Genomic DNA, 24,855 nt, shown 5'->3' on the forward strand with positions numbered 1-24,855 from the left:
GGCGCCCGCTGAAAGGGGCGCCCCCTACGGCCCCATGAAGGGGCGCGCCTCCTTCTGCCCGCGGTTGGCCACCGGCATACGGCCTGCTCGCCCACCAGCCTGTTCTCCCTCCCCTCTCCTGGACTGAGAAGACACCATGTTCCGTACTGCCCTGCGCAACGTGCTCGCGCATAAAGCCAGGTTGTTGATGACCGTGCTCGCCGTGATGCTTGGCGTGGCGTTCGTGTCCGGCACTCTGGTTTTCGCCGACACGCTCTCCAACGCCTTCCGCAAGCAGTCGGCGAAGAGCTACGACAACGTCGCGGTCGCCGTCACCTCGCACGCCAACCCGGACGACCCCGAGGAAGAACCCGGCCTCTCCCGGAAGACCCTCGACAAGATCTCCGCCGTGGACGGCGTCGCCGGCGTGGACGGCCGAGTCGAGGGCTTCGCCGGAGTCGCCGGCCCCGACGGGAAGTTGATCGGCGTCGGCTGGTCCAACAAGGGCTCCAACTTCGCCCCCGGCAAGGACGGCAAGGACAGGGCCTACACGTTCACCGACGGCTCGGGCCCGGTGAAGGACGATCAGATCGCCCTGGACAAGGAATCCGCGACCAAGGGCGAGTACAAGGTCGGCGACCGAGTGCGGGTCGCGACCAACGGACCGGTGAAGGAGTACACCCTCAGCGGTGTGTTCACCACCGAGGACGGCGCCGTGAACGCCGGCGGCAGCCTCGTCCTCTTCGACACCGCGGTCGCCCAGAAGCAGTACCTCAAGCCGGGCTACTTCGAGAGCGTCACCGTCACCGCCGCCGCCGGCGCGTCCGACGCGAAGATCCTGGACGCGGTCAAGCCGCTGCTGCCCGACACGGCCGTGGCCCAGACCGGCCAGGCGCTCGCGGACGAGCAGGCCAAGAACATCGAACAGGGTCTGGACTCGCTCAAGCAGATCCTGCTCGGCTTCGCGGGCATCGCGCTGTTCGTCGGGATCTTCCTGATCTCCAACACCTTCACGATGCTGGTCGCCCAGCGCACGAAGGAGATCGCCCTGATGCGCGCCGTCGGCGCATCACGCAAGCAGATCACCCGCTCGGTGCTCGCCGAGGCCGCGGTGGTGGGACTGGTCGCCTCGGTGATCGGCTTCGTCCTGGGCATCGGTCTCGCGGTCGGTCTGCGGTCCGGAATGGCCGCGTTCGAGATGAAGGTTCCGGACGGCCCGCTGATCCTGTCCGCCACGCCGGTGCTCGCCGCGATCGGTGTCGGCGTGCTGATCACGATGTTCGCCGCCTGGCTGCCCGGCCGTCGGGCCGCGAAGATCCCGCCGGTGGCTGCCATGAGCAGCGTCCACGCGGTGGCGACCACCAAGTCGCTGGTGGTGCGCAACTCCATCGGTACGGCCATCACCGGCCTCGGCGCGGCCGGGATCGTGCTGGGTGCCTCGGCCGGCGGCGGCGACGGCCGGACGTACATCGGGGCGGGCGCGTTCTTCGCGCTGGTCGGTGTGATCATCCTGATCCCGCTGCTGTCCCGGCCCGTGATCGCGCTCGTCCGTCCGCTGCTGGTCGGCCCGTTCGGGGTGTCCGGCAAGCTGGCCGGCCAGAACGCGGTCCGCAATCCGCGCCGTACCGGAGCCACCGCCTCCGCGCTGGCCATCGGACTGACGCTGGTGACCGGCCTTTCGGTGATCGGTATCACGGTCGGCACGGCCATCGACAAGATGACCACCGACAACATCAAGGCCGACTACATGGTCTCGATGGCGAACGGCGGGGACCTCGACCAGTCCGCGCTGACGGCGCTGGAGAAGGCCAAGGGCGTCTCGGCGGTCTCGCCGCAGCAGGACGCCTACATCGACGTCGATGACGACTTCGTGGCCGCTTCGGCGGTCACGCCGGGCGACATCGAGCAGGTCCTGGACGTCGACGTCGTCGCCGGCAACGTCGACTCGCTCGCGAAGGGCCAGGTCGCGGTCGCGGAGAAGACGGCCAAGAGCAAGGGCTGGAAGCCCGGCGACAGCATCTCCGTCACCTTCGCCGACGAGAAGAAGGCCACACTGACGGTCGGCGCCGTCTACAAGGACAGCGAGTTCCTTTCTCCCGTCCTCATCGACACCAAGATCGCGAATCAGCACGAGGTGAAGCCGTACATTCTGCAGATCTTCGTGAAGGTCGACGGCGGCCAGACCTCGGCGAACGAGAAGGTCCTCATCGACGCGCTGGGCGACAACCCCGCGATGCAGATCATGGACAAGCAGGACATCCGTAACGAGTTCGGCGGCGCCATCAACACGATGCTGAACGTCATGTACGGCCTGCTGGCGATGGCCCTGATCATCGCGGTGCTGGGCGTCGTCAACACACTCGCGATGTCGGTCTTCGAACGGCAGCAGGAGATCGGCATGCTGCGTGCGATCGGTCTCGACCGGCGCCGGGTGAAGCGGATGGTCCGGCTGGAGGCCGTGGTCATCTCGGTGTTCGGCGCGGTCATCGGCATCGGTCTCGGCTCGTTCCTCGGCTGGGCGATCGGCGAGACCATCGAGAGCTCGATCCCGGGCTACGCGCTGGTCCTGCCCTGGGACCGGATCGGGATCTTCCTGGTGCTGGCCGGTCTGGTGGGCGTCCTGGCCGCGCTGTGGCCGGCCCGCAACGCCGCGAAGCTGAACATGCTGAACGCGATCAAGACGGAATAGACAGGCGTACGCGCACAAGGGCCCCGTTCCCGGGAGGGAACGGGGCCCTCGGCGTGTCAGCCCCAGGTACGCGCCCGCAGCGGCATCCCGGACGCGCCGGATTCGGGTGTCCGCACGGCGAGGACCTGGTTGACGCCGATGCGGTTGCGTTCGAAGGCGACGGCGGAGGCGGCCATGTAGAGGCGCCAGACGCGGGCGCGGCCGGGGCTGGTGAGGCGGACCGCCAGCGGCCAGCCGGCTTCCAGGTTGGCGACCCAGTGGCGCAGGGTGAGCGCGTAATGCTCGCGGATCGACTCGACGTCCCTCACCTCGAATCCGGCGCGCTCGAGCTGCGTGACGGTGCTGCCGATGGGCGCGAGCTCGCCGTCCGGGAAGACGTACGCGTCGATGAACTCGTCGACCTCGTACGCCGATTCGTTGCGATGCGGACGACGTCCGATCTGGTGGTTCAGGAGCCTGCCGCCCGGCTTGAGCAGGGCGAACAGGGTGCGCGCGTATTCCAAGTACCGTTCGCTGCCGACGTGTTCGGCCATGCCGATGGAGGAGATCGCGTCGTACGGACCGTCCGCGACGTCTCGGTAGTCCTGGACGCGGATCTCGACGCGGTCGGTGAGCCCTTCGTCGGCGACGCGTTTACGGGCGTACGCGGCCTGCTCGTGCGACAGCGTGACGCCGACGACGCTCACGCCGTGCTCGCGGGCGGCGTGGATGGCCATCGAGCCCCAGCCGCAGCCGACGTCGAGCAGCCGGCCTCCCGGCTTCAAGTCCAGCTTGCGGGCGATGAGTTCGAGCTTGTCGCGCTGGGCTTCCTCGAGGGTGGCGTCCGGGGTGGGCCAGTACGCGCACGAGTAGACCATCGACTGTCCGAGGACGATCTCGTAGAAGTCGTTGCCTACGTCGTAGTGGTGGCTGATGGCTCGTCTGTCGGTGCGCTTGGTGTGCAGGTGGGTGCGGCGGCGCACCTCCTCGCGGGGCGGGGCGGGTGGCAGCGGGGGCCACGCCATCCGTACGAGTCCGCGTACGGCGGCCCGTGCCTCGGGATCGCGCAGCGTCTCGCCGAGTCCCTTGGCGTCCTCGTCGCGCTCCCAGACGAGCCCCGACATCAGGTCGAGGGCGGTGTAGAGGTCGCCGTCCACGGTCAGATCACCGGCGACCCACGCTCGAGCGAGCCCCAACTCCCCCGGCTTCCACAGGAGTCGGCGGATTGCGCGGCGATTGCGTACGACGAGGGCGGGGGCACCGGGGGGACCCGCTTCCGAACCGTCCCAGGCGCGCAGGCGCACCGGGAGCGGGGCCCCCAGGAGCTGTTCGAGGAGAGTCTTGAGCCGCAGTGCGGCGTCCTGCATGGCGCACACCTCCGTGACGGTGGATCCCGAAAGTCCAACACCACGTAAACACTGCGGAGGCTTGAGCGCAGTCCCGCAAAAGCGTTACATCTGCGCAAAATGGGGTGCGGGTTGGGGGGTGCGCCCCCGCCGCCCTTACCCGTCCCATACCAAGGGGCTCCGCCCCTGGACCCCACTGGGGCTGCCGCCCCAGACCCCGCATCGGCCTAACGGCCTCGTCCTCAAACGCCGGACGGGCTGAAAATCAGCCCCTTGGGGGCACCGCTGGGGCACCCCCAGCGGTAGCTGGGGGAGTTTGAGGAGCGGGGGTCCGGGGGCTGGCCCCCGAAACGGGGTCCGGGGCGGAGCCCCGAGCGGGGTGCGGGGCAGAGCCCCGAGCCGGGCCCAGGGGCGCAGCCCCGGACCCCGCCCAGGGCTGCGGTCCGGGGCGCAGCCCCGAGGGGGCCTGGGGGCGCAGCCCCGAGGGGGTCTGGGGGCGCAGCCCTCAGCGGGGATCCGGGGCTGGCCCCGGGATGGGACGGGTAGGGGCGGCGGGGGCGAGCCAAAACGCCGAAGGAGCCCCCCGCACCACGGATGGCGGGGAGCCCCTTCGGGTCGGGCAGGGAGCGGAGGTCAGGAGGCCTTGGCCTTCTCCTCCGACTTGGCGCGGGTGGCCGGCGGGAGTTGGGCCTCGGCGGACTGGGCCACCTTCGGCGCCGGCTTGGCCGCCTCGTAGAACTCCTCGCGCGGAGTTTCGATGGCCCCGAGCGAGACAACCTCGCGCTTGAGGAACATCGCAAGCGTCCAGTCGGCGAAGACCCGGATCTTACGGTTCCACGTCGGCATCGCAAAGCCGTGGTAGCTGCGGTGCATGTACCAGGCGAGACGACCCTTGAGCTTGATCTTCATCTTGCCCATGACGATCATCGCGACCCCCTTGTGGAGGCCGAGCCCGGCCACCGCACCCTTGTTGGCGTGCGAGTACTCCTTCTGCGGGAAGCCCCGCATACCGGAGATCACGTTGTCACCGAGGATCCGCGCCTGACGCAGCGCGTGCTGAGCGTTCGGCGGGCACCAGGCGTTCTCGACACCGGCCTTGCGGGCGGCGACGTCCGGCACCTGGGCGTTGTCGCCGGCGGCCCAGATGTAGTCGGTGCCCTGGACCTGGAGGGTCGCCTGGGTGTCGACGTGACCGCGCGGGCCGAGCGGCAGACCGAAGCGGGACAGGACCGGGTTCGGCTTGACGCCGGCCGTCCACACGATGGTGTTGGAGTCGACCTCGAGGCCGTTCTTCAGCACCACGTGGCCGTCGACGCAGGAGTCCATGGAGGTGGAGAGGTACACCTCGACCCCACGGGCCTCCAGGTGCTCCTTGCCGTACGTGCCGAGCTTGGGGCCGACCTCGGGGAGGATCTTGTCCGCGGCGTCGACGAGAATGAACCGCATGTCCTCGCGGGACACGCTGGTGTAGTACTTGGCCGCGTCGCGGGCCATGTCCTCGACCTCGCCGATGGTCTCGGCGCCGGCGAAGCCACCGCCGACGAACACGAAGGTGAGCGCCTTGCGGCGGACCTCTTCGTCGGTCGTGGAGTCCGCCTTGTCGAGCTGCTCCAGCACGTGGTTGCGCAGGCCGATGGCCTCCTCGATGCCCTTCATGCCGATGCCCTGCTCGGCGAGGCCGGGAATCGGGAAGGTGCGCGAGACCGCGCCCATCGCGATGACGAGGTAGTCGAAGGGCAGCTCGTACGCCTCGCCGACCAGCGGGGCGATCGTGGCGACCTTGCGGTCCTGGTCGATGGTGGTGACCCGGCCGGTGAGAACTTCCGCCTTGGGCAGCACGCGTCGCAGCGGGACGACGACGTGCCGAGGCGAAATGCTGCCGGCGGCGGCTTCGGGGAGGAAGGGCTGGTAGGTCATGTACGACCGGGGGTCGACGACCGTGACGGTCGCCTCGCCGTAGCGCATCTTCTTCAGAATGCGCCGAGCTGCGTACAGGCCTACGTACCCACCGCCTACTACGAGGATCCTGGGACGCTCCGTGGTGCTCATGCCATCGAGTATCCACCCGTCAAAGGGGGGTAGCTCGTGCGCCCCTTCACAAGCTCCATCGCACCCTCTGCTACACTGCCCGGCCCGCATTCCCGGCCCCCGCCTCCAGAGAGGAACCATGGGGTGCTTTGGGGCGTTGTCAACACCGCGTGAGCTGCTCTTTGGGCCTGCGAGCCAGGTGAACCAGTCGTCTGGTTCGCCGTCTCCCGCCGCTCGCGAAATTGTTCTGCACCTCCGCGCCGGAACCCCGTATGGCTCCAGGGGCGCCTCGGGACGTAAAAACCTCCCTCAGCAGGGTCGATTTCCTTGTGAAGAACTTCACGAAGTTTCTCGACGAGACGTTTCCGAGGGGCTTCTGGAGCCCCCCAGGCGCGCTCATACGTTACCGGAGCCGCTCAGGGGAGGCTACTTGCGGGTAGCTTAGCGGCCCCCCTGAAGAGCTACTGAAGGGCTACTGAAGGTCCTCCGCGGCCTTCCACGCGATGCCATCAAGGATGTCGTGCTCGCTCACGACGACCTCCTCCGCTCCGATCCGTTCCATGATCGAGAGGAGTACGAGGGCGCCGGCGCCGATGACGTCCACGCGGCCCGGGTGCATCGAGGGGATCGCGGCGCGCTCGGCGTGGGTGGAGGCCAGCAGGGACTCGGTGATCTCGCGGACGCGGGCGTACGGGACCCGGGAGTGGTGGATGGCGGCCGGGTCGTATGCCGGGAGGTTCTGCGCGATCGCCGACACCGTGGTGACGGAACCCGCGAGACCGACCAGGGTGTGGGCCTCGTGCAGCGGCACGGTCTGCTCGACGAGATCCAGAGCCGCCTCGATGTCGGCGCGCATGGCGTCGATCTGAGCGGGAGTCGGAGGATCGGCGACCACCCCGTCGTGCACGAGGTGGCGTTCCGTCATGCGTACGCAGCCGATGTCGACCGAGCGTGCGCCGCGTACGTGGTCGTCGCCGACGACGAACTCGGTGGAGCCGCCGCCGATGTCCACGACCAGGTAGGGCTTGGCGAGGTCCGTCCGGCCGCTCAGTTCCTTGGTCGCGCCGGTGAAGGAGAACTCCGCCTCCTGGTCACCGGTGATGACCTCGGGTTCGACGCCCAGGATGTCCAGGACGCCCCGTACGAAGTCGTCGCGGTTCTCGGCGTCCCGGGATGCGGAGGTCGCCACGAAACGGATGCGCTCCGCCCCGTGCTCCTTGATGATCGCCGCGTACTCCTTGCAGGCGGCGAACGTCCGCTCCAGGGCCTCGCGCGCGAGGCGGCCCGTACGGTCGACGCCCTGGCCGAGGCGGACGATGGTCATCCGCCGGTCCAGGTCGATGAGTTCACCGGTTCCGGGGTCCGCGTCGGCGACCAGGAGGCGGATGGAGTTCGTACCGCAGTCGACGGCGGCGACGCGTGTCACTTCTCGCCACCTTCCTCGTCCTGAGTTTCCTCAATCCCGAAGAAGCCGCCGCCGTTGGCGCCGAGCTTCAGGAGGTCCTCCTGAGACTGGAACGGCATCACGCACGGCCCCTTCCACCACCACTCGGGCAGCATCGCGAGCGCCTCGTCGCCCAGTGGGTTCACTCCGGCGCCGGCGGCGAGGGAGTGGGCCACGAGTACGTGCAGGCACTTCACGCGGTCCGGCATGCCGCCCGCGCTGGGGAAGCCCTCCAGGACCTCGATGGCGTCGCGGCGGGCGAGGTAGTCCTCGTGGGCGGCGCGGTACGCGGCGGCCAGCTCGGGGTCCTCGGCCAGCCGTTCCGTCATCTCCTTCATGACACCGTTCGCCTCGAGGGTGCCGATCGCGGAGGCGGCGCGGGGGCATGTCAGGTAGTACGTCGTCGGGAACGGCGTACCGTCCGGCAGTCGCGGCGCCGTCTCGACCACATCGGGCTGACCGCACGGGCAACGGTGCGCGATCGCGCGCAGACCGCGCGGCGGGCGGCCGAGCTGCTGCTTGAAGGCCTCGACGTCCGCGTCGGTGGGCTCGGTTCGCGGGGTGGGAGGCGGGGGGGTATCCATAGCCGTCTTTCTCGTCACGTTCAGCATTCAGCACATTCAGCATTCACTGGTCGGCGCGGTCCGCCTTGTCGACCCCGTCCCAGACATTGGCGTACCAGGGGCGGGCGGCCGCCCCCTGCGTCGTACGCGACTTCTTCGCCGCGTTCGGATCGATCATGATGTAGCCGGTCTCGCCCGGCTTCACGTAGTGCAGGCGCTCGCGGATCCGCTGCTCGGCGTACGCGTCGTCCTGCCAGCGTGCCTTGAGGTCGCGCAGGTGCTCGACGCGCTCACGGGCCTGCTGCCGTTCCCGCTCGAGTTCGGCGATCTCGGCGCGCTGGGAGACGTACTGCCGGGTCGGATACGCGAGGGCGACGACGAGGGTGCACAGGACGAGGGCGAGCAACGCGGCCCGGCCGGTCAGCCGGGAACGGCGGGCCTGGCGCCTGGTCTGGGAGCGATAGACGCGCGCCGCCGTCTGCTCGCCGAGCAGCCGCAGCCTGGTCGCGGTGGAGAACCGGTCGCGGTTGGTCATGGATCATCACCTCGCTGCACTACGCCGGTTACCTTGCCACCTGTCTTTTCGGCCGGGGGTCCGGGGGTTGTCCCCCGGGAAGGCACAGCCCGGCCATTCATGCCTCCCCTGCACACACGCCTACGTCCCCGCACACGGTACGGGACCGCGTACGGGGACGTAGGCAAGGAGGTGCCTGCAAGCAGGTCAGCCCTTGTAGCGGGGGAACGCAGAGCGGCCCGCGTACACCGCGGCATCGTCGAGGATCTCCTCGATGCGCAGCAGCTGGTTGTACTTGGCGACACGGTCCGAGCGTGCCGGGGCGCCGGTCTTGATCTGGCCGCAGTTGGTGGCGACGGCGAGGTCGGCGATGGTGACGTCCTCGGTCTCGCCGGAGCGGTGGGACATCATGCACTTGAAGCCGTTGCGCTGGGCCATCTCGACGGCGTCCAGGGTCTCGGTCAGCGAGCCGATCTGGTTGACCTTGACCAGCAGGGCGTTGGCGGAGCCCTCCTCGATACCGCGGGCGAGGCGCTCCGGGTTGGTGACGAAGAGGTCGTCGCCGACGATCTGGACCTTGTCGCCGATCTTGTCGGTGATGACCTTCCAGCCTGCCCAGTCGTCCTCGAACAGCGGGTCCTCGATGGAGACGAGCGGGTACGAGGCGACGAGCTCCTCGTAGTACTCCGTCATCTCGGCGGCCGAGCGCTCCTTGCCCTCGAAGACGTAGACGCCGTCCTTGTAGAACTCGGAGGCGGCGACGTCGAGGGCGAGGGCGACCTGCTCGCCGGGCTGGTAGCCGGCTTCCTTGATGGCCTCGATGATGAGGTCGAGGGCGGCGCGGTTGGACTCGAGGTTCGGGGCGAAGCCGCCCTCGTCGCCGAGGCCGGTGGACAGGCCCTTGGTCTTCAGCACCTTCTTGAGGGTGTGGTAGACCTCGGCGCCCCAGCGCAGCGCCTCGGAGAAGGACTCCGCGCCGATGGGGGCGATCATGAACTCCTGGATGTCCACGTTGGAGTCGGCGTGCGAGCCGCCGTTCAGGATGTTCATCATCGGTACGGGCAGCAGGTGCGCGTTCGGCCCGCCCAGGTAACGGAACAGCGGGAGGTCGCTGGCCTCGGAGGCGGCGTGCGCGACGGCGAGCGAGACGCCGAGGATGGCGTTGGCGCCGAGCGAGCCCTTGTTGTCGGTGGCGTCCAGGTCGATCATGGCCTGGTCGATCAGCCGCTGCTCGGTGGCGTCGTAACCGACGAGCTCCGGGCCGAGCTGCTCGATGACGGCGAGGACCGCTTTCTCGACACCCTTGCCGAGGTAGCGGTTGGCGTCTCCGTCGCGGAGTTCGACGGCCTCGAAGGCGCCCGTGGAGGCGCCGGACGGAACGGCGGCACGACCCGTGCTGCCGTCGTCGAGGCCAACCTCGACCTCGACCGTGGGATTGCCTCGGGAGTCCAGGATTTCCCGGGCTACGACGACGTCGATGGACGGCACGAGCATCTCCTTCTGGGATGTGACGCGGTGACGCGGGCCGCTGGGCCCGCACAGCGCGAAGCCGCGGCGGCTCCGCGATGACGAGCCTAACCGGCTCCGGGCGATCGGCCAGCCGTCCGCCCCTCGCATGGACCGAACCGAAAGTAAATTGTTTCCGAACGGAACAAAGCGAGGGCTGGACAAGTAGAGGGACGAGTAGGGGCGAGCAGGGGACGAGTAGGGGGACAGAAAAGTCCCGCACCGGTGCGTACGGGGGAAGACGCACCGGGGCGGGACTGTCCGGGGGCTCAGCTTCGGCCGAGTTGGGGGCCTCGGCTTCGGCCGAGCTCGGGGCTCAGTTGACGCCTCGCTGGGGGCTGGGCTTCAGCTGAGCTGGGGCTCGGTGTCAGCTGAGGTGCAGCTGCTGGCCCGGGTAGATGACGTTCGCGTCCTCGACGATGTCGTCGTTCAGCTTGTGCAGCTTCTGCCAGCCGCCCTTGACGTCGTTCTCCGAAGCGATCGCGCTGAGGGTGTCACCCTTGACGACCTTGTACTCGCCGTCGCCCTTCTTGACCTTCTTGCCGGTCGGGGTGGTGACGGTCTTCTTGGCAGCCGGGCGGTCCGCGGAACGCGAGGCACGCTCCTCCTGGGCCGGCGCGCTCTGCTGCTGGGACTGCTGGGTGTTCTGCTGCGCGGCACCGGAGTCCGAACCGCCGCCGTTGTACGCGGCGTTCGACAGACCCTTGCCGCAGACCGGCCAGGCACCCTTGCCCTGGCCCGCGAGGACCTTCTCGGCGATCTCGATCTGCTGGGCCTTGCTCGCCTGGTCGGCGGTGGCGGCGTACTTCGTGCCGCCGTAACCGGACCAGGTCGAGGCGGAGAACTGCAGGCCGCCGTAGTAGCCGTTGCCGGTGTTGATGGACCAGTTACCGCCCGACTCGCACTGGGCGACGGCGTCCCACTCGGAGGCGGTGGCGGCAGAGGCCGTACCCGACACCATCAGCGGGGCGGCGATGGCGGCACCGGTGACACCGGCGAGCGTGGCTATCTGGGTGGCCTTGGACGGACGACGGTGCTTGCCCTTGCCGGAAAGCAGCATGAAGAGATCCCCTCACCGACGCCTACGAGGTGAGCTGTCGGGTTCGGGCGTGGTGAGTTGCCCGGCCGTACGGATCGCTCCGTACGACTTCACCCCAAGCCGCACCCGGTCTCGACGACCGGGCCCGGCACTTACCTTGGGTCCCCCGCTCCTGCCTACGGCGCTTTACGCGACGACTGTTCCCGTACGGACGTTGGCAGGATTCGGCGTGACGTCCGTCGGGGCCCGCTGTGGCGAGCGGTCACGACCGTAAACATGCGATCCGCCGAATTTCAAAGACGATCAGGGGCTTTGAGATCCATGTCTCACTTTCCCTAAAGCGGACATCCGGCCCGAACTGCCGCCACTTTTGGCCCGGTTCGGCACCTTGCACACCCCTCAGTCTGTGCCGAGTTCAAGGCGCTGACCGGGAAGGATGAGATCCGGGTCGGCGCCGATCGTGTGCTCGTTCGCTGCATACAACCCGGCCCATCCGCCTTGGAGGCCATGGGAGTCGGCGATCGCCGAGAGATTGTCGCCGGAGCGGACGGTGTACGAGCCGTCCTGGGCGTCCGCCGCGTCGCGCGAGGCGTCGTCGCCACGGGAGGCGTGCCGGCCGGTGGAGTCGTCCGTACGGGAGTCGTCGGCACCTTCTTCGGCACTGTCGCCACGATGACGGCCGGTGCCCTCGTCTGTGTTTGTGCTCTCACTCTCGCCACCGGAAGAGTCGGCATTTTCGCCTGAGTTGTCCGAGTCGCCCTCGTTCGTCGGGTCCTTCGGAGGGCTTGGCGAGCTGTCGGGGCTCGGCGTTTCGGCTGTGGAATCGCTGCCGGAGTCCTGTGAAGTGCCGGTGGACGATTCGGATATACCGGACGAACCCGAGTCAGCCGATGTATCGGATGAGTCCGATACACCTGACGTACCGGATGAATCGCCCTTTGCGGAGCCGTCACTTGACGTCTGCCCCGAATCGGAGCCGGAGCCCGAGTCCGCGCCCGAACCCGCCTCCGAGCCCGAGCCGGTGCCCGAATCCGCGCCCGAACTCGACCCCGAGTCCGCCTCGTTGGACGGAGTCGGGCTCGGAGCGGGCGAGTCCTGCGCCAAGCCCGTATCCACGTCGGGCGAGTCGGAGTTCTGCGTGAGGCCCGCGACGAGTCCGCAGGTCGCCCAGGGGCTCGTACCCCGGTCCGCGAGGACCTTCTCGGCGACGGCTATCTGCTGCGAGCGGCTGGCCAGATCGGCGCTCATCGCGTAGTCGAGACCGCCGTACTGTTCCCACTCCTCCTGGGTCATCTGAAGGCCGCCGTACTGCCCGTTGCCGGAGTTGGCGCTCCAGGAGCCGCCACTCTCGCACTCCGCGACCGCGTCCCAGGTCGCATCACTGGCGGCACTCGCGCCGCTCGCCGCGAGGAGAGGGATCACGAGGGCCGATCCGGTCACCCCCGCCGCCACCAAGAGAGCCGGTGCCTGACGGGGGCGACGGTGTCGACCGTTCCCGGAGAGCATGCGGTTGCCTTTCACGCGACAGTGGGTGACTTGGGTGTGACCAATGAGACTGCTGAGGTTCGCTTTCGCGAGAACCTAGTGGGACTCGATCACTTGTCACCAGTAGATGTAGCGCAGATCACGTAAAGATCACGGACTTGAGAGTACGTCACCTTTGAGCTGGGGGTTCGTCAGCTGCGAGACGGTACCGTCAGCTCGTGAACGCGCCGCATATCCGACCCGAACTCTTCACTTGGGAGTTCGCCACCGACCCGTACCCCGCCTATGCGTGGCTCCGGGAGCATTCGCCCGTACACCGCAGCACGCTTCCCAGCGGCGTCGAGGCGTGGCTCGTGACCCGGTACGCGGACGCCAAGCAGGCCCTTGCCGACCAGCGGCTTTCCAAGAATCCCGTGCATCATTCCGAGGACGCCCACGGCAAGGCCAAGACGGGCATTCCGGGTGAGCGCAGTGCCAACCTCATGACCCATCTGCTCAACATCGATCCGCCGGACCACACACGGCTCCGTCGGCTCGTCTCCAAGGCGTTCACCCCGCGCCGCGTGGCCGAATTCGCGCCTCGCGTCCAGGAGTTGACAGATCACCTCATCGACCAGTTCGCGCCCAAGGGCTCCGCCGACCTCATCCACGAGTTCGCGTTCCCCCTCCCCATCTACGCGATCTGCGATCTGCTCGGCGTCCCGCGCGAGGACCAGGACGACTTCCGGGACTGGGCGGGGATGATGATCCGGCACGGCGGCGGGCCGAGAGGCGGGGTCGCGCGGTCGGTGAAGAAGATGCGCGGCTATCTCGCCGAGCTGATCCACCGCAAGCGGGAGGCACTTCCGGCCACCCCCGACCCCGGCGAAGACCTCATCTCCGGGCTCATCCGCGCCTCCGACCACGGTGAACACCTCACCGAGAACGAAGCCGCGGCCATGTGCTTCGTCCTCCTCTTCGCCGGCTTCGAAACGACCATCAATCTCATCGGCAACGGCACCTACGCACTGCTGCGCAACCCGAAGCAGCGCGCGCAGCTGCAGCAGTCGATAGAGCGTGGCGAACACGAACTGCTGGACACCGGCATTGAAGAGCTGCTCCGATACGACGGCCCTGTCGAGCTGGCCACCTGGCGCTACGCGACCGAGCCCCTCGAAATCGGCGGGCAGCGAATCGCCTCCGGTGACCCCGTGCTCGTGGTCCTCGCCGCCGCCGACCGTGACCCCGCCCGCTTCAGCGAGCCGGACACGCTCGACCTCTCCCGCCGGGACAACCAGCACCTCGGCTACGGACATGGCATCCACTACTGTCTCGGCGCCCCACTCGCCCGCCTGGAAGGCCGCACCGCCCTGGCTACCTTGCTGCGCCGTCTGCCCGACCTTCGGCTCGCCGCCGATCCCGCGGACCTGCGCTGGCGAGGAGGCCTGATCATGCGCGGGCTACGGAACCTCCCCGTGGGGTTCACCGCCGTACGCCCCTGACCGTGGCCGCCCTCGAGAGGTTCGGCGTCCGCCGCTCACCTCACTCCGAGCCCTCCGTCGCCCGTATCGCATCCCGATAAGCCCGCGCGGCAGCCCGCAACGCCGCCTCCGGGTCCACCCCGTCCGCCTCGGCGCGTGCCGCCATCGCCAGCAGTTCGTAACCGACGCCCTCGCCCTGCGGTATCGGCACCTCAAGTCCCGCTGTGCGTACGCGAGATGCGAGCTTCGCCGCCAGAGCCAGTCCGGGCTGGCCCAGAGGGATCCCCTCCGTCACGGACGTGCGCTGCTTCTCCGCCGCCTTGGTGCGCAGCCAGTGGGCCTTGACTTCTTCGGGGGTGGTGGCGGTTTCGTCGCCGAAGACGTGGGGGTGGCGGTGGATGAGCTTGGTGACGATGGTGGCCGCCACGTCGTCCACCGAGAAGGGTTCCTCGGGGTCCTCCTCCGCTATACGGGCGTGGAAGACGACCTGGAGCAGGACATCGCCCAGTTCCTCGCGCAGTTCGTGGCGGTCGCCCTCCTCGATCGCCTCGACCAGTTCGTACGCCTCCTCGATGCCGTACTTCGCGAGGCCCTTGTGGGTCTGCTGGGACGACCAGGGGCATTCGGCGCGGATGCGGTCCATGACCTGGACGAGGTCGAGGAGGCGGGCGCCGGGGAGGTCGTACGAGGCGGGGAGCAGTTCGAGGTCGGGCATCTGGACGCGGCCGGAGCCGGCCAGGCGGGCGAGCCCGTCGGTCAGTTGGGGCTCGCCTTCGCCCGTGGCGACCACTGTCACCGTGTGGCCGCCGGCGCAGGCGTCGACGAGTTCCTCGGCGGTCGGGGCGGCCTCGTCGACCTTGACGCCGGCCTCGCGGAGATACGGCAGCTGGGGGTGGGCGCCGTCCGCGCACAGGACGCGGTCGGCGTCGTGCAGGGCCTGCCAGGCGGGCCAGGACAGGAGGCCGGGCGCGACGCGGTGGCTGGTGGTGAGCAGGACGATGCGCCCCGGGCTGGATGCGTTCACCCCTCGAACGTAACCCACGCCACTGACAACAAGGTCAGCCAGCGGAGGATGCTGATGGGGACAGCGGTTACGCGGTCTCCTGGCCGCCCGCCTGAGTGACCTGGCGCAGCCACGGCAGCTCGGCCTCGACGCGGCTGTTCTTCTCGGGGTCCCAAGTGCCGTAGCGCGGGTTCAGGTCGACGTCGAGTTTCTTGGAGGCGTCGGAGAGGGCCTTCCAGAACGCGGGCCCGCTGGTGTCGGTGCCCAGCTGGGCGGCGAGTTTCTGGGCCTCGAGCTGGAGGCGGAGGTTTTCGTCGATCCGCTCCGGCGGGATGCCGTACGTCTGCAGCCAGTCCCTCTCCAACTGCTCGACGCCACCCGGCTGGTCCTCGAGCTCGCCCCGGACCTTCGTGACTTCCTTGCGGGAGACGGTCACGCCCGCGTCCTGGGCGGCGCTGTGCAGTACCCGGTCGAGGACCATGTTGTTGAGGATCTCGCGGGTGAGGCCGCCGGACTGGGCGATGGCCTGTTTGTACTGGGTGTCATTCGGGATGGCGTCCCGCTGCGCGGTGCGTACCTCTTTCACCCGGTTCTCCAACTGGGAGACCGTGATCCGGTCGTCGCCGACGACGGCCGCGGCACCGGGATGCGCCTCGTCTCCGCAGGCGGTGAGGAGGGGCGCCGCGGTGGCGAGCGTGGCGGCGAGGAGGAGCGCGGTGCGACGGCGGCGGTGCAAGGAGGACCTCCTGGGGAGAGCTTGTGCGGCAGTGCACAAAGTCTTGCGGTGATCGATGGTAGGCAGGGGACCGGCTCTCGGCCACCCATTCGACCCAACGATTCGCCAGGAGTTCCGTACTGCCCCGAAGTGGTTACGACGTCCCTAACCGCGCACTTGGCCCAGCCACTGCAAGGTCCGGCGGATCTCCGCGGCCATCGGCTGCGCCGGACCCTGGAGGCGTTCCACATCGACGAGCAGTCGGGAGAGCGTCGCGTGGGCGGCGCCCCGGTCGCCGACGGCGAGCAGGAGGTGGCCGATGCGGCGGCGTACGTCGTAGGAGAGCTCGGGGTCGCCGGCCACGTACTGGTTCTCGTAGTACGGCAGCAGGGACCGGTACTCCGCGAGCGCGGCGGCTGGTTCGCCGAGCTGCTCGAGGCACTGGGCGGCCTCGTAGCGGAAGCGCAGGGACTGCGGGTCGGCCTGGCCGGCCTCCTTGGCGCGCTCGTCGGCGAGGCGGCGCAGCTCGGGCAGGGCGCGGCGGAACTGGCCGTCGTCCATCAGCGTGGCCGCGTACTGCTTGCGCAGGGTACGGACGACGGTCGAGTGCTCGCCGTGCCGCTCGGCCGCGGCCGGGAGGATCGAGCCGAGGATGTCGACGGCCTGCGTGATCCGGCCCTCGCCGAGGAGCCGCTTGACCTCGTCGACGGCGCCCGCGACATCGGGCTTGTCCACGGCGGGCGTGGCCTGCGGCTGGGCCGCGGGGGTGCGGGCCCGGTCGGGCCAGGGGGCGTGCGGACGCAGGAAGGGGCGCGTCGGGTCGAGCGGGCCGCCGCTGGGGATTCCGCGCGCGGGGAGCATCGGGAGCAGTTGCTCGTACGTCTCCTGCGCGGAGGCCGGGCGGTGCTGCGGGTCCTTGGCGAGCAGGCGCAGGACGAGGGCTTCGAGCGGTTCGGGGACTTCGGGGCGCAGTTGGCGCACCGGAACGGGCGGTTCGTAGAGGTGCCGGTGGAGCACGCCGAGGGCGGTGGAGCCGGAGAACGGCACATCTCCGCTGAGCAGTTCGTGCAGCAGCACGCCCAGCGCGTACAGGTCGGTGTACGGGCCGACCGCGCCGCCCATCGCCTGCTCGGGCGCCATATAGGCGGGGCTGCCGATGGGTGAGCCGGTGTGGGTGAGGCGGGTCGTGTCCGTGTCCATGACGGAGGCGACGCCGAGGTCAAGGACGGTGACCGTGCCGTCCTGCTTGACCATGACGTTGCGGGGCTTCAGGTCGCGGTGCACGATCGGCACGGCGTGCACCGCGGACAGTACGGCGCACAGCTGGGCGGCGACCGCGACGGCCCACTGCCAGGGGTACGGATTGCGTTCGGCGAGGTGGCCGGAGAGGTCGGCCCCGTCGACGTACTGCATGACGAGGAACAGCTCCTCGCCCTCGGTGCCCGCGTCGTGCACCGTGACCAGGCCGGGGTGGTCGACCTGGGCGGTGACGCGGCACTCGCGTACGAAACGGCGGCGCAGCTCGTCGGCATCCGAGCCCGCGACCTTGTCGGGGCGCAACAGCTTGACCGCGACGCGACGGTCCAGGCGCTGGTCGTACGCCGTCCACACCTGGCCCATGCCGCCCTGGCCGATGAGCGTGGACAGTTCGTAGCGGCCGGTGATCACACGCCCCGACGCCACGGTCACCTGCCGTCCTCGTGCTTGCGGAGGTAGTCACTCAGCTCGTCGAGCTCGGCGCGCACCTGGTCGATGCGGGCGGGCGCGGGGCGCTGCGGGGGCGGCGGGGTGGGAGTCGACTGGGGCTGCGGAGGCCCCGGGACGGGTGTGCCGGCGTACGGCTGCGGGGTCGGCGGCTGGGGGCCGGGTGGCTGGGTGGCCGTCGGTGCCTGCGGGTAGCCGTAGAGGGTCGTCTGCTGGGGCGGCGGCATGTGGGTCATCTGCCGGGGCGGCACGTTGCCCGTGACCAAAGGCCGCCCGTAATGGCCGATGTCCACGACCAGGAAGTAGATGGCACTGGCAAGGCCGTTCAGCAGCAAGAGGATCAGGCCGAAGCTGCCGGCCGGGGTGGTGAAGCTCTCGGTGTTGTCGGTACTCATGAGCGCGATGGCGAAGGTCCAGATCGCGATCGAGGCCGCGAAGGCCCACCACTCGCGCTTTCGACGGGTCACCAGAGCGGCCCGCAGCGTGGCCGGCCAGGGGAGAAAACCGCAGGTCATCAGGGGTAGCGCCACGAGGATCACGCGCAGCGTCACCACCGTCCCCGACGAGGGCGGTCGCGGCGGTGGCGGCACGTAGCCGTGGCCGTGCATGAATGCTCCTGATGACCTGATACCAGCAGACGTACGAATGTGAAGACGAGCGTATAGGCCGACACCGACAACGGTCCCTGCCTGTACCGAACCGTTGTAACGCCAAGCGCAGACGGAGCTACTCAGTCCGCATGGAACCGCTCCGGCGCCGTCGTCGGACTCCCTCCCGAGGGAAGCTTCTGCCCCGGGCAACCGGTCAACACCCGCTTCATGGCGGCCTTCTCGGCCTCCGTGACCCACAACCCGTACTTCTTCTTCACGGCCACCTGCCCCGCCACATACGTACAGCGATACGCCTTGTTGGGCGGCAGCCAGGTCGCCGTGTCACCGTCGCTCTTGCTGCGGTTGGTGCCCGCGTCCACGGCGAGGAGGTTGAGCGGATCGTTGGCCAGGGCTATTCGCTTGCTGGGATCCCACTGCTGGGCGCCCTTCTGCCAGGCGTCCGACAGGGCGACGAGGTGGTCTATGTCGACCTGACTGCGGCCGCGTACGAAGGTCACGTCCTCGTTGGTGTACGGGTCCGGGTCGAGCGTCCCCGAGCCGACCTCGCAGTCACCGTCCCTGAACTTCACGTCCTTCAGATCCCGCTTGAGTATGTCGTCTCGGGTCCCGCAGCCGTTCGAGTCGGTGTCGGCCCAGGGGCTGCCGAACCGGTCGCGGTCGTACCCCGTCCTGGGCGCCCTCCCCTTGACGGTCAGCGAGTCGACGGCGGCGAGGGCCGCGCCACCGGCCGCCTGCCCGGAGCCCGCCGAAGCGGACGGCTCCGCCGACTCCTCCCCGCCGGCCGACCCCGTACTCACCACGCTGCACCCGCTCACGGCAAGCAACACGACCGCGACCCCGGCCCCTCTGATCCAGAGCGTCACGCGCGCTCCCCTCCCCATGGCTCCCGGGATCTGCCCTGGCCGGGCGGTTCCCGCTGTGTTCCTCACGGTAGCGAGCGAGAGGGCCGGGCAGTGCGGCCGGATGCCTTCGGGGATGCTGTTCCGGTCACGACCGGACCGACGCAAAGGAGCACCGCATGGCATCCACGCTGCCCGCCCACCGGACTCTCAACGGCGTGCTCATCTCCGAAAGCCTCCGCGTGGGCGGCGAGTTGAGCGGCGTTCCGCTCCAGGTCACGAAGCTTGAACGCATCGCGGTCGGCGACACCACCCGCGATCAGCCTCATCAGTGGACCCTGCTGCACTTCCGGGCCCCTGAGGACACGGCGGGGCAACTCGCCGAAGCACTGGCGAACTGTCTGGCGCCGACCGGCGGTTGGTATGTCGACTTCAGCACCACGACCGAGGTGTACGTCGTCTTCGCCGGCCGAGTCTTCCGCTACGCGCTCGGTGACGCGACGGCACGCGCCGAAGTGCAGGCGTATGCCCGCTCGGTGGGCGTACCGGAGACCCAGCTGGACTGGAAGGGCTGAGCCGAACGCGCGGTCCGGCCCAGCCCGCCCCTCACGACCCCAGGATCGAAGCCAGGAACTCCCCCGTCCACCCCAGCAACTCCCGCCCGACCAGCGGCTTTCCGCCCACTTTCGCGGTCTTCGGGCGCGGGACCAGGACCTGGTGGACGGCGGGCTTGATGACGACCCCCGGGTACAGGCGCTTGACCCGCAGTTCCTGGGACTCCCTCAACTCCACCGGTGCGAAGCGGATGTTGTTGCCCTGGAGGACGATCTCGGCGACGCCACAGGCCCGCGCGAGCATGCGGAGTCCGGCCACCAGGAGGAGGTTCTCCACCGGTTCGGGCAACTTGCCGTAGCGGTCGACGAGTTCCTCGCGTACGGACTTGATGTCTTCCTCGGAGTTGACCGACGCGATCGCCCGGTACGCCTGGAGGCGCAGTCGCTCGCCGGGCGCGTAGTCGTGCGGGACGTGTGCGTCGACCGGGAGCTCGATCTTGACCTCCAGGGGCGGCTCCTCCTCGACTCCGCCTTCCAGAGAGGCGCGGTAGTCGGCGACGGCCTCGCCCACCATCCGTACGTACAGGTCGAAGCCGACGCCCGCGATGTGACCGGACTGCTCACCGCCCAGCAGATTGCCGGCGCCGCGGATCTCCAGGTCCTTCATGGCGACGTACATGCCCGCGCCCATCTCCGTGTGCTGGGCGATGGTGGCGAGACGTTCGTGGGCGGTCTCGGTCAGCGGCTTCTCGGGCGGGTACAGGAAGTACGCGTAACCCCGCTCGCGGCCGCGCCCCACCCGGCCGCGCAGCTGGTGCAGCTGTGAGAGGCCGAAGTTGTCGCCGCGCTCCACGATCAGCGTGTTCGCGTTGGAGATGTCGATGCCGGATTCCACGATCGTGGTCGACACGAGGACGTCGAACTTCTTCTCCCAGAAGTCGACGACGACCTGTTCCAGGGCCTGTTCCGACATCTGGCCGTGGGCCGTGGCGATGCGTGCCTCCGGGACGATCTGCCGGAGCCTCGCTGCCGCGCGGTCGATGGATTCGACGCGGTTGTGGATGTAGAAGACCTGCCCCTCGCGCAGCAGTTCGCGTCGGATCGCGGCGCCGATCTGCTTCTCCTCGTACGGCCCGACGAAGGTCAGGACCGGATGCCGCTCCTCCGGAGGCGTCGTGATCGTGGACATCTCGCGGATGCCCGTGACCGCCATCTCCAGGGTCCTGGGAATGGGGGTGGCGGACATCGTCAGCACATCCACGTTGGCCCGCAGCTTTTTCAGCTGCTCCTTGTGCTCGACTCCGAACCGCTGCTCCTCGTCGACGATCACGAGCCCCAGGTCCTTGAACTTGGTCTCGGCGGAGAACAGCCGGTGCGTGCCGATGACGATGTCCACCGAGCCGTCCCGCAGCCCCTCCAGGACCGCCTTCGCCTCCGTGTCCGACTGGAAGCGCGACAAGGCCCGTACGTTCACGGGGAACTGGGAGTAGCGCTCGCCGAAGGTCCCGAAGTGCTGCTGCACCAGCAAGGTGGTCGGCACAAGCACGGCCACCTGCTTGCCGTCCTGTACGGCCTTGAAGGCGGCCCGTACCGCGATCTCCGTCTTGCCGTAACCGACGTCGCCGCAGATCAGGCGGTCCATGGGGACCGTCTTCTCCATGTCCTCCTTGACCTCGGCGATGGTCGTCAGCTGGTCGGGCGTCTCCGCGTACGGGAAGGCGTCCTCCAGCTCGCGCTGCCACGGGGTGTCCGCGCCGAAGGCGTGCCCTGGGGCCGCCATCCGCGCGCTGTAGAGCCTGATCAGGTCGGCGGCGATCTCCTTGACGGCCTTCTTCGCGCGCGCCTTGGTCTTCGTCCAGTCCGCGCCGCCCAGGCGGTGCAGCGTGGGGGCCTCGCCGCCCACGTACTTGGTGATCTGCTCCAGCTGGTCGGTCGGGATGTAGAGCCGGTCGCCGGGCTGGCCTCGCTTGGCCGGGGCGTACTCGACGACCAGGTACTCACGCGTGGCGCCCTGGACGGTGCGCTGCACCATCTCGATGTAGCGGCCGACGCCGTGCTGCTCGTGGACGATGTAGTCGCCCGCCTCCAGGGTGAGCGGGTCGATGGTCTTGCGGCGCCGGGCGGGCATACGCACGCCGTCCTTGCCCGCCGTCCTCTGACCGGTGAGGTCGGTCTCGGTGAGGACGGCGAGCTTCAGGGCCGTATCGACGAAGCCGTACTCGATCGAACCGCACGCCACCTGGACCACGGACGGCGTCAGCTTGCCGAGGTCGGCCTCCAGGCGGGCCGCGATGCCCTCGCCGCCGAGGACCTCGACCGTACGGGCGGCCGGGCCGTGCCCCTCGGTGAGGAACACCGCGCGCCAGCCGTCCGCGAGCCACCCCTTGGTGTCGGCGAGCGCCCTGGCGGTGTCGCCGCGGTACGCCTCCGGGGCGTGCATGCCGAGCTTCAGCGAGTCCGCGTTGCCTTCTTCGTCAGCGGCGAAGGGCGACACCGACCACCACATCATGTCCAGCTCACGGGCCCGGTCCCGGACATCCGCGATGGACCACAAGGAGGCGGCGCCGACGTCGATGGGCGCCTCTCCGCCACCCGCGGTGGCCGCCCACGACGCCTGCAGGAACTCCTGCGAGGTCGCCACCAGATCCGAGGCCCGCGTCCGCACCCGCTCCGGATCGCATACGACGGCCATGGAGCCCTGGGGCAGCACGTCGAGGAGCAACTCCATGTCGTCGACGAGTACGGGCGCCAGGGACTCCATGCCCTCGACGGCGATGCCCTCCGCGATCTTCCCGAGCAGTTCGCCCAGCTCGGGATGCGCCTCGGCCAGTGCCGCCGCCCGCTCCCGGACCTCGTCCGTCAGCAGCAGCTCACGGCAGGGCGGCGCCCACAGGCCGTGTGCGGCGATTTCGAGGGAACGCTGGTCGGCGACCTTGAAGTAACGGATCTCCTCGACGTCGTCACCCCAGAACTCCACGCGCAGCGGGTGCTCCTCGGTGGGCGGGAAGACATCGAGGATTCCGCCCCGTACGGCGAACTCGCCGCGCTTCTCGACCAGTTCGACCCGGGAGTACGCCGCTGCCGCCAGCGCCTCGACGACATCGCCGAGGTCGGCGCTCTCACCGGTCCGCAGCGCCACCGGCTCAAGGTCGCCGAGGCCCTTGACCTGGGGCTGGAGGACGGAGCGCACGGGCGAGACGATGACCGAGACCGGCCCGGTCTCCGGGTCGTCCGGGCGCGGATGCGCGAGCCGCCGCAGTACGGCCAGCCGCCGCCCCACGGTGTCGCTGCGCGGCGAGAGTCGCTCGTGCGGGAGGGTTTCCCAGGACGGGTACTCCACGACGGTGTCGGGGGGCAGCAGGGACCTGAGCGCCGCCGCCAGGTCCTCGGCCTCGCGGCCCGTGGCGGTCACCGCGAGGACCGTACGACGGGTTTCGCGAGCCAGGGCCGCGATCGTGAAGGGGCGGGCCGCCGGTGGGCCGACCACGTCGATGTGCATCCGGTTGCCGTCCGTGGCGGCCTTCACCGCTTCGGTGAGAGCGGCGTCCTTGACGACGGCGTCGAGCAGACCGTGCAGGCTCATGAAGGGGCTTCCATCCGAGGTTGGGCAACGCGGAGCGCCCGACACGTCGTACGGGCCGGGGGTGTCCTAGGGTACGTCGGCTCGGTCACGGGTGCCGGGCCTGTGGATAACGTCTGGGTTCCGGGCGGAGGCAGCCGGGCCAGCGCCCCTTACTGGGGGCACACACCGCAGAGGTACCGTCTCAGTTCGAACCCTTGGCCCCACCGCCCGAGCGCCCCACCGCCCGACCGAAGGACCGCCCCCGTGCACGGAGCCCCCGTCGCCACGTCCGAATCCGACCGGACCGCGCAGGACCCGCCCCGGAGTGCGGCTCCGGTCGAGCCGTCCCGTAACCGGGGGCTCCGCCGCCTGCTGGACGGGCGGCGGGATCCGTACATCCTGGCCGCGGTGCTGTTCGTGGCGTACGCCGTGGTCTCCATAGGCCGGTACCTGCGGCTGGGCAACCAGTCCTGGGACCTCGGCATCTTCGAGCAGGCCGTGCGCGCGTACGCGCACTTCCAGGTGCCTGTCGTGGATCTCAAGGGGCCCGGCGCCAACGTCCTGGGCGACCACTTCAGCCCCGTCACCGCGCTGCTCGCCCCCTTCTACCGGGTCTTCCCCTCCCCCGTCACGCTGCTCGTCGCCCAGGCCGCGCTGCTGGCGCTGTCCGCGATACCGGTCACCCGGGCCGCCGCCCGGCTGCTCGGACGCAAGCGCGGGCTTGCGCTAGGTGTCGCGTACGGGCTGTCGTGGGGCATTCAGCGGGCCGTGGACTTCGACTTCCACGAGATCTGTTTCGCCGTTCCTCTGATCGCCTTCTCTCTGGAGGCGTTGCTGCGGCAGCGCTGGCAGGCCGCTCTGTATTGGGCCCTGCCACTGGTCCTGGTCAAGGAGGACCTTGGTCTGACCCTCGCGGCCCTCGCTCTGGTCGTCGCGCTGCGGGCCCGGAAGTCCTCTCGGCGGACGGCCCTGTGCGCGCTCGGGGTCGCGGGCTTCGGCGTGCTGGCCACGGTGGTCACCATGATGCTGGTCATACCTGCGTTCAACACCACGGATGCCTATGACTACTGGAGCAAGGTCAGCGACTCGAGTGGGCCCTTCGACGGGTTCGACACCAAACTCCGTACCCTCGGCTGGCTGTTGATTCCCACCACCGGGTTGCTGGCGCTGCGTTCCCCGCTTCTGCTGATCGTCGTGCCGACGCTGGGGTGGCGGTTCTTTTCCTCCGATCCGCATCACTGGGGTACGGATTGGCACTACAGCGCGGTTCTGATGCCGGTCGTTGTGCTCGCACTGGCCGATGCGCTTGCCTCTGCGCGGCACAGTGCTCGGCCGTGGTTGCGGTCGTACGCGCTTCATCTGCCGACCGCGGTCGTCTCGGCTGCGCTGGCGTTGACGACGGCGCTTCCGGTGGGGGCGTTGACCGAGTCCGCGGCCTATAGCGTGCCGGCGCGTGTTTCCGCCATCGACAGGCTGCTGGGGCGCATCCCTGACGGCGCCACCGTCGAGTCCAACATCGGGCCGATCAGTCGGCTCACCTCTCGGTGCCGGGTCTTCTGGATCACCAACACGCGTGGGGTGACGCCGGACTTCATCGCGCTGGACAACTCCTCCGGACGTTACGAGGACCCCGTGGGGTACGCCCACGAGTTGCACCCTCGTGCGGAGTACGTCGTTGCGGGGTCGGCCGAGGGGTATCTGGTGCTTCAACGCGAACGGTGACGTCTGCGGCGGGCTGGGGGGAGGGGTTCCTTTTCCCCAGCCCCGCCCCTTCCCGACTGTAAATTTGCGGCTCCGCCGCGTGGGGGGCTGCGCCCCAGGCCCCCGCCAGCGGG

18 protein-coding genes and 1 riboswitch are annotated in these 24,855 nt (G+C 69.2%); of the genes, 4 read left to right on the forward strand and 14 right to left on the reverse strand.

Going from position 1 to position 24,855, the window contains the following annotated elements; translation table 11 throughout:
• Nucleotides 1-136: 136 nt before the first annotated feature.
• Nucleotides 137-2,668: an ABC transporter permease gene (locus OHT21_RS17560; protein WP_328769263.1), complete on the forward strand. Its 2,532-nt coding sequence runs from the start codon at nt 137-139 to the stop codon at nt 2,666-2,668.
• A 56-nt stretch (nt 2,669-2,724) separates the two neighbouring features.
• Here the strand turns inward: OHT21_RS17560 and OHT21_RS17565 are convergent, their stop codons facing one another.
• From OHT21_RS17565 to OHT21_RS17600, 8 genes are all read right to left on the reverse strand, one after another.
• Complete coding sequence (locus OHT21_RS17565) at nt 2,725-4,014, reverse strand: cyclopropane-fatty-acyl-phospholipid synthase family protein (RefSeq protein WP_328769264.1); 1,290 nt, start codon at nt 4,012-4,014, stop codon at nt 2,725-2,727.
• Nucleotides 4,015-4,626: 612 nt separating this feature from the next.
• Nucleotides 4,627-6,042 carry an NAD(P)/FAD-dependent oxidoreductase gene (locus OHT21_RS17570; RefSeq protein WP_328769265.1) on the reverse strand — a complete coding sequence of 472 codons (1,416 nt, stop codon included), beginning with the start codon at nt 6,040-6,042 and terminating at the stop codon, nt 4,627-4,629.
• A 451-nt stretch (nt 6,043-6,493) separates the two neighbouring features.
• Nucleotides 6,494-7,447, reverse strand: coding sequence for a Ppx/GppA phosphatase family protein (locus OHT21_RS17575; RefSeq protein ID WP_328769266.1), 954 nt, complete (start codon nt 7,445-7,447; stop codon nt 6,494-6,496).
• Nucleotides 7,444-8,049: a DUF501 domain-containing protein gene (locus OHT21_RS17580; RefSeq protein WP_328769267.1), complete on the reverse strand. Its 606-nt coding sequence runs from the start codon at nt 8,047-8,049 to the stop codon at nt 7,444-7,446. The genes OHT21_RS17575 and OHT21_RS17580 overlap by 4 nt, the downstream gene beginning before the upstream one ends.
• A gap of 43 nt (nt 8,050-8,092) precedes the next feature.
• Nucleotides 8,093-8,563 (reverse strand): FtsB family cell division protein, encoded by a 471-nt coding sequence (locus tag OHT21_RS17585; RefSeq protein WP_328769268.1) that lies wholly within the window; start codon nt 8,561-8,563, stop codon nt 8,093-8,095.
• Nucleotides 8,564-8,749: 186 nt separating this feature from the next.
• Entirely contained in the window at nt 8,750-10,036 is a 1,287-nt protein-coding gene (eno, locus tag OHT21_RS17590; RefSeq protein ID WP_328769269.1) for a phosphopyruvate hydratase, read from the reverse strand.
• A gap of 379 nt (nt 10,037-10,415) precedes the next feature.
• A complete protein-coding gene (locus tag OHT21_RS17595; protein ID WP_328769270.1) occupies nt 10,416-11,108 on the reverse strand; it encodes a transglycosylase family protein in 693 nt (230 codons plus the stop codon).
• Between the two features lie 4 nt (nt 11,109-11,112).
• Nucleotides 11,113-11,281: riboswitch (cyclic di-AMP (ydaO/yuaA leader) on the reverse strand.
• A gap of 205 nt (nt 11,282-11,486) precedes the next feature.
• Nucleotides 11,487-12,527 carry a transglycosylase family protein gene (locus OHT21_RS17600; protein WP_328769271.1) on the reverse strand — a complete coding sequence of 347 codons (1,041 nt, stop codon included), beginning with the start codon at nt 12,525-12,527 and terminating at the stop codon, nt 11,487-11,489.
• A 263-nt stretch (nt 12,528-12,790) separates the two neighbouring features.
• Here OHT21_RS17600 and OHT21_RS17605 point away from each other — a divergent pair, with 263 nt between their 5' ends.
• Nucleotides 12,791-14,053 (forward strand): cytochrome P450 family protein, encoded by a 1,263-nt coding sequence (locus OHT21_RS17605; RefSeq protein ID WP_328769272.1) that lies wholly within the window; start codon nt 12,791-12,793, stop codon nt 14,051-14,053.
• A 40-nt stretch (nt 14,054-14,093) separates the two neighbouring features.
• Here the strand turns inward: OHT21_RS17605 and OHT21_RS17610 are convergent, their stop codons facing one another.
• From OHT21_RS17610 to OHT21_RS17630, 5 genes are all read right to left on the reverse strand, one after another.
• Nucleotides 14,094-15,074 (reverse strand): nucleoside triphosphate pyrophosphohydrolase, encoded by a 981-nt coding sequence (locus OHT21_RS17610; RefSeq protein WP_443050387.1) that lies wholly within the window; start codon nt 15,072-15,074, stop codon nt 14,094-14,096.
• Between the two features lie 49 nt (nt 15,075-15,123).
• A complete protein-coding gene (locus OHT21_RS17615) occupies nt 15,124-15,771 on the reverse strand; it encodes a SurA N-terminal domain-containing protein (protein WP_328769274.1) in 648 nt (215 codons plus the stop codon).
• A gap of 144 nt (nt 15,772-15,915) precedes the next feature.
• Complete coding sequence (locus OHT21_RS17620; protein ID WP_328774128.1) at nt 15,916-17,397, reverse strand: serine/threonine-protein kinase; 1,482 nt, start codon at nt 17,395-17,397, stop codon at nt 15,916-15,918.
• Nucleotides 17,398-17,435: 38 nt separating this feature from the next.
• Nucleotides 17,436-18,062, reverse strand: coding sequence for a hypothetical protein (locus OHT21_RS17625; RefSeq protein WP_328769275.1), 627 nt, complete (start codon nt 18,060-18,062; stop codon nt 17,436-17,438).
• Between the two features lie 122 nt (nt 18,063-18,184).
• Nucleotides 18,185-18,928 (reverse strand): HNH endonuclease family protein, encoded by a 744-nt coding sequence (locus OHT21_RS17630; protein ID WP_328769276.1) that lies wholly within the window; start codon nt 18,926-18,928, stop codon nt 18,185-18,187.
• A gap of 155 nt (nt 18,929-19,083) precedes the next feature.
• Here OHT21_RS17630 and OHT21_RS17635 point away from each other — a divergent pair, with 155 nt between their 5' ends.
• Nucleotides 19,084-19,479 carry a hypothetical protein gene (locus tag OHT21_RS17635; RefSeq protein ID WP_328769277.1) on the forward strand — a complete coding sequence of 132 codons (396 nt, stop codon included), beginning with the start codon at nt 19,084-19,086 and terminating at the stop codon, nt 19,477-19,479.
• 31 nt (nt 19,480-19,510) lie between these two features.
• Here the strand turns inward: OHT21_RS17635 and mfd are convergent, their stop codons facing one another.
• Entirely contained in the window at nt 19,511-23,041 is a 3,531-nt protein-coding gene (gene mfd, locus OHT21_RS17640; RefSeq protein ID WP_328769278.1) for a transcription-repair coupling factor, read from the reverse strand.
• 243 nt (nt 23,042-23,284) lie between these two features.
• Here mfd and OHT21_RS17645 point away from each other — a divergent pair, with 243 nt between their 5' ends.
• Complete coding sequence (locus OHT21_RS17645; RefSeq protein ID WP_443050388.1) at nt 23,285-24,742, forward strand: DUF2079 domain-containing protein; 1,458 nt, start codon at nt 23,285-23,287, stop codon at nt 24,740-24,742.
• Nucleotides 24,743-24,855: the final 113 nt, after the last annotated feature.

This window comes from Streptomyces sp. NBC_00286 (assembly GCF_036173125.1).
Taxonomy (GTDB): domain Bacteria; phylum Actinomycetota; class Actinomycetes; order Streptomycetales; family Streptomycetaceae; genus Streptomyces.

Excerpts from the sequence above, each read along its gene's own strand:
- OHT21_RS17595 (WP_328769270.1), bottom strand. The coding sequence starts at position 11,108 with ATGCTGCTTTCCGGCAAGGGCAAGCACCGTCGTCCGTCCAAGGCCACC.
- OHT21_RS17570 (WP_328769265.1), bottom strand. The coding sequence starts at position 6,042 with ATGAGCACCACGGAGCGTCCCAGGATCCTCGTAGTAGGCGGTGGGTAC.
- OHT21_RS17635 (WP_328769277.1), top strand. The coding sequence starts at position 19,084 with ATGGCATCCACGCTGCCCGCCCACCGGACTCTCAACGGCGTGCTCATC.
- OHT21_RS17625 (WP_328769275.1), bottom strand. The coding sequence starts at position 18,062 with ATGCACGGCCACGGCTACGTGCCGCCACCGCCGCGACCGCCCTCGTCG.
- OHT21_RS17580 (WP_328769267.1), bottom strand. The coding sequence starts at position 8,049 with ATGGATACCCCCCCGCCTCCCACCCCGCGAACCGAGCCCACCGACGCG.
- OHT21_RS17560 (WP_328769263.1), top strand. The coding sequence starts at position 137 with ATGTTCCGTACTGCCCTGCGCAACGTGCTCGCGCATAAAGCCAGGTTG.
- mfd (WP_328769278.1), bottom strand. The coding sequence starts at position 23,041 with ATGAGCCTGCACGGTCTGCTCGACGCCGTCGTCAAGGACGCCGCTCTC.
- OHT21_RS17585 (WP_328769268.1), bottom strand. The coding sequence starts at position 8,563 with ATGACCAACCGCGACCGGTTCTCCACCGCGACCAGGCTGCGGCTGCTC.
- eno (WP_328769269.1), bottom strand. The coding sequence starts at position 10,036 with ATGCTCGTGCCGTCCATCGACGTCGTCGTAGCCCGGGAAATCCTGGAC.
- OHT21_RS17565 (WP_328769264.1), bottom strand. The coding sequence starts at position 4,014 with ATGCAGGACGCCGCACTGCGGCTCAAGACTCTCCTCGAACAGCTCCTG.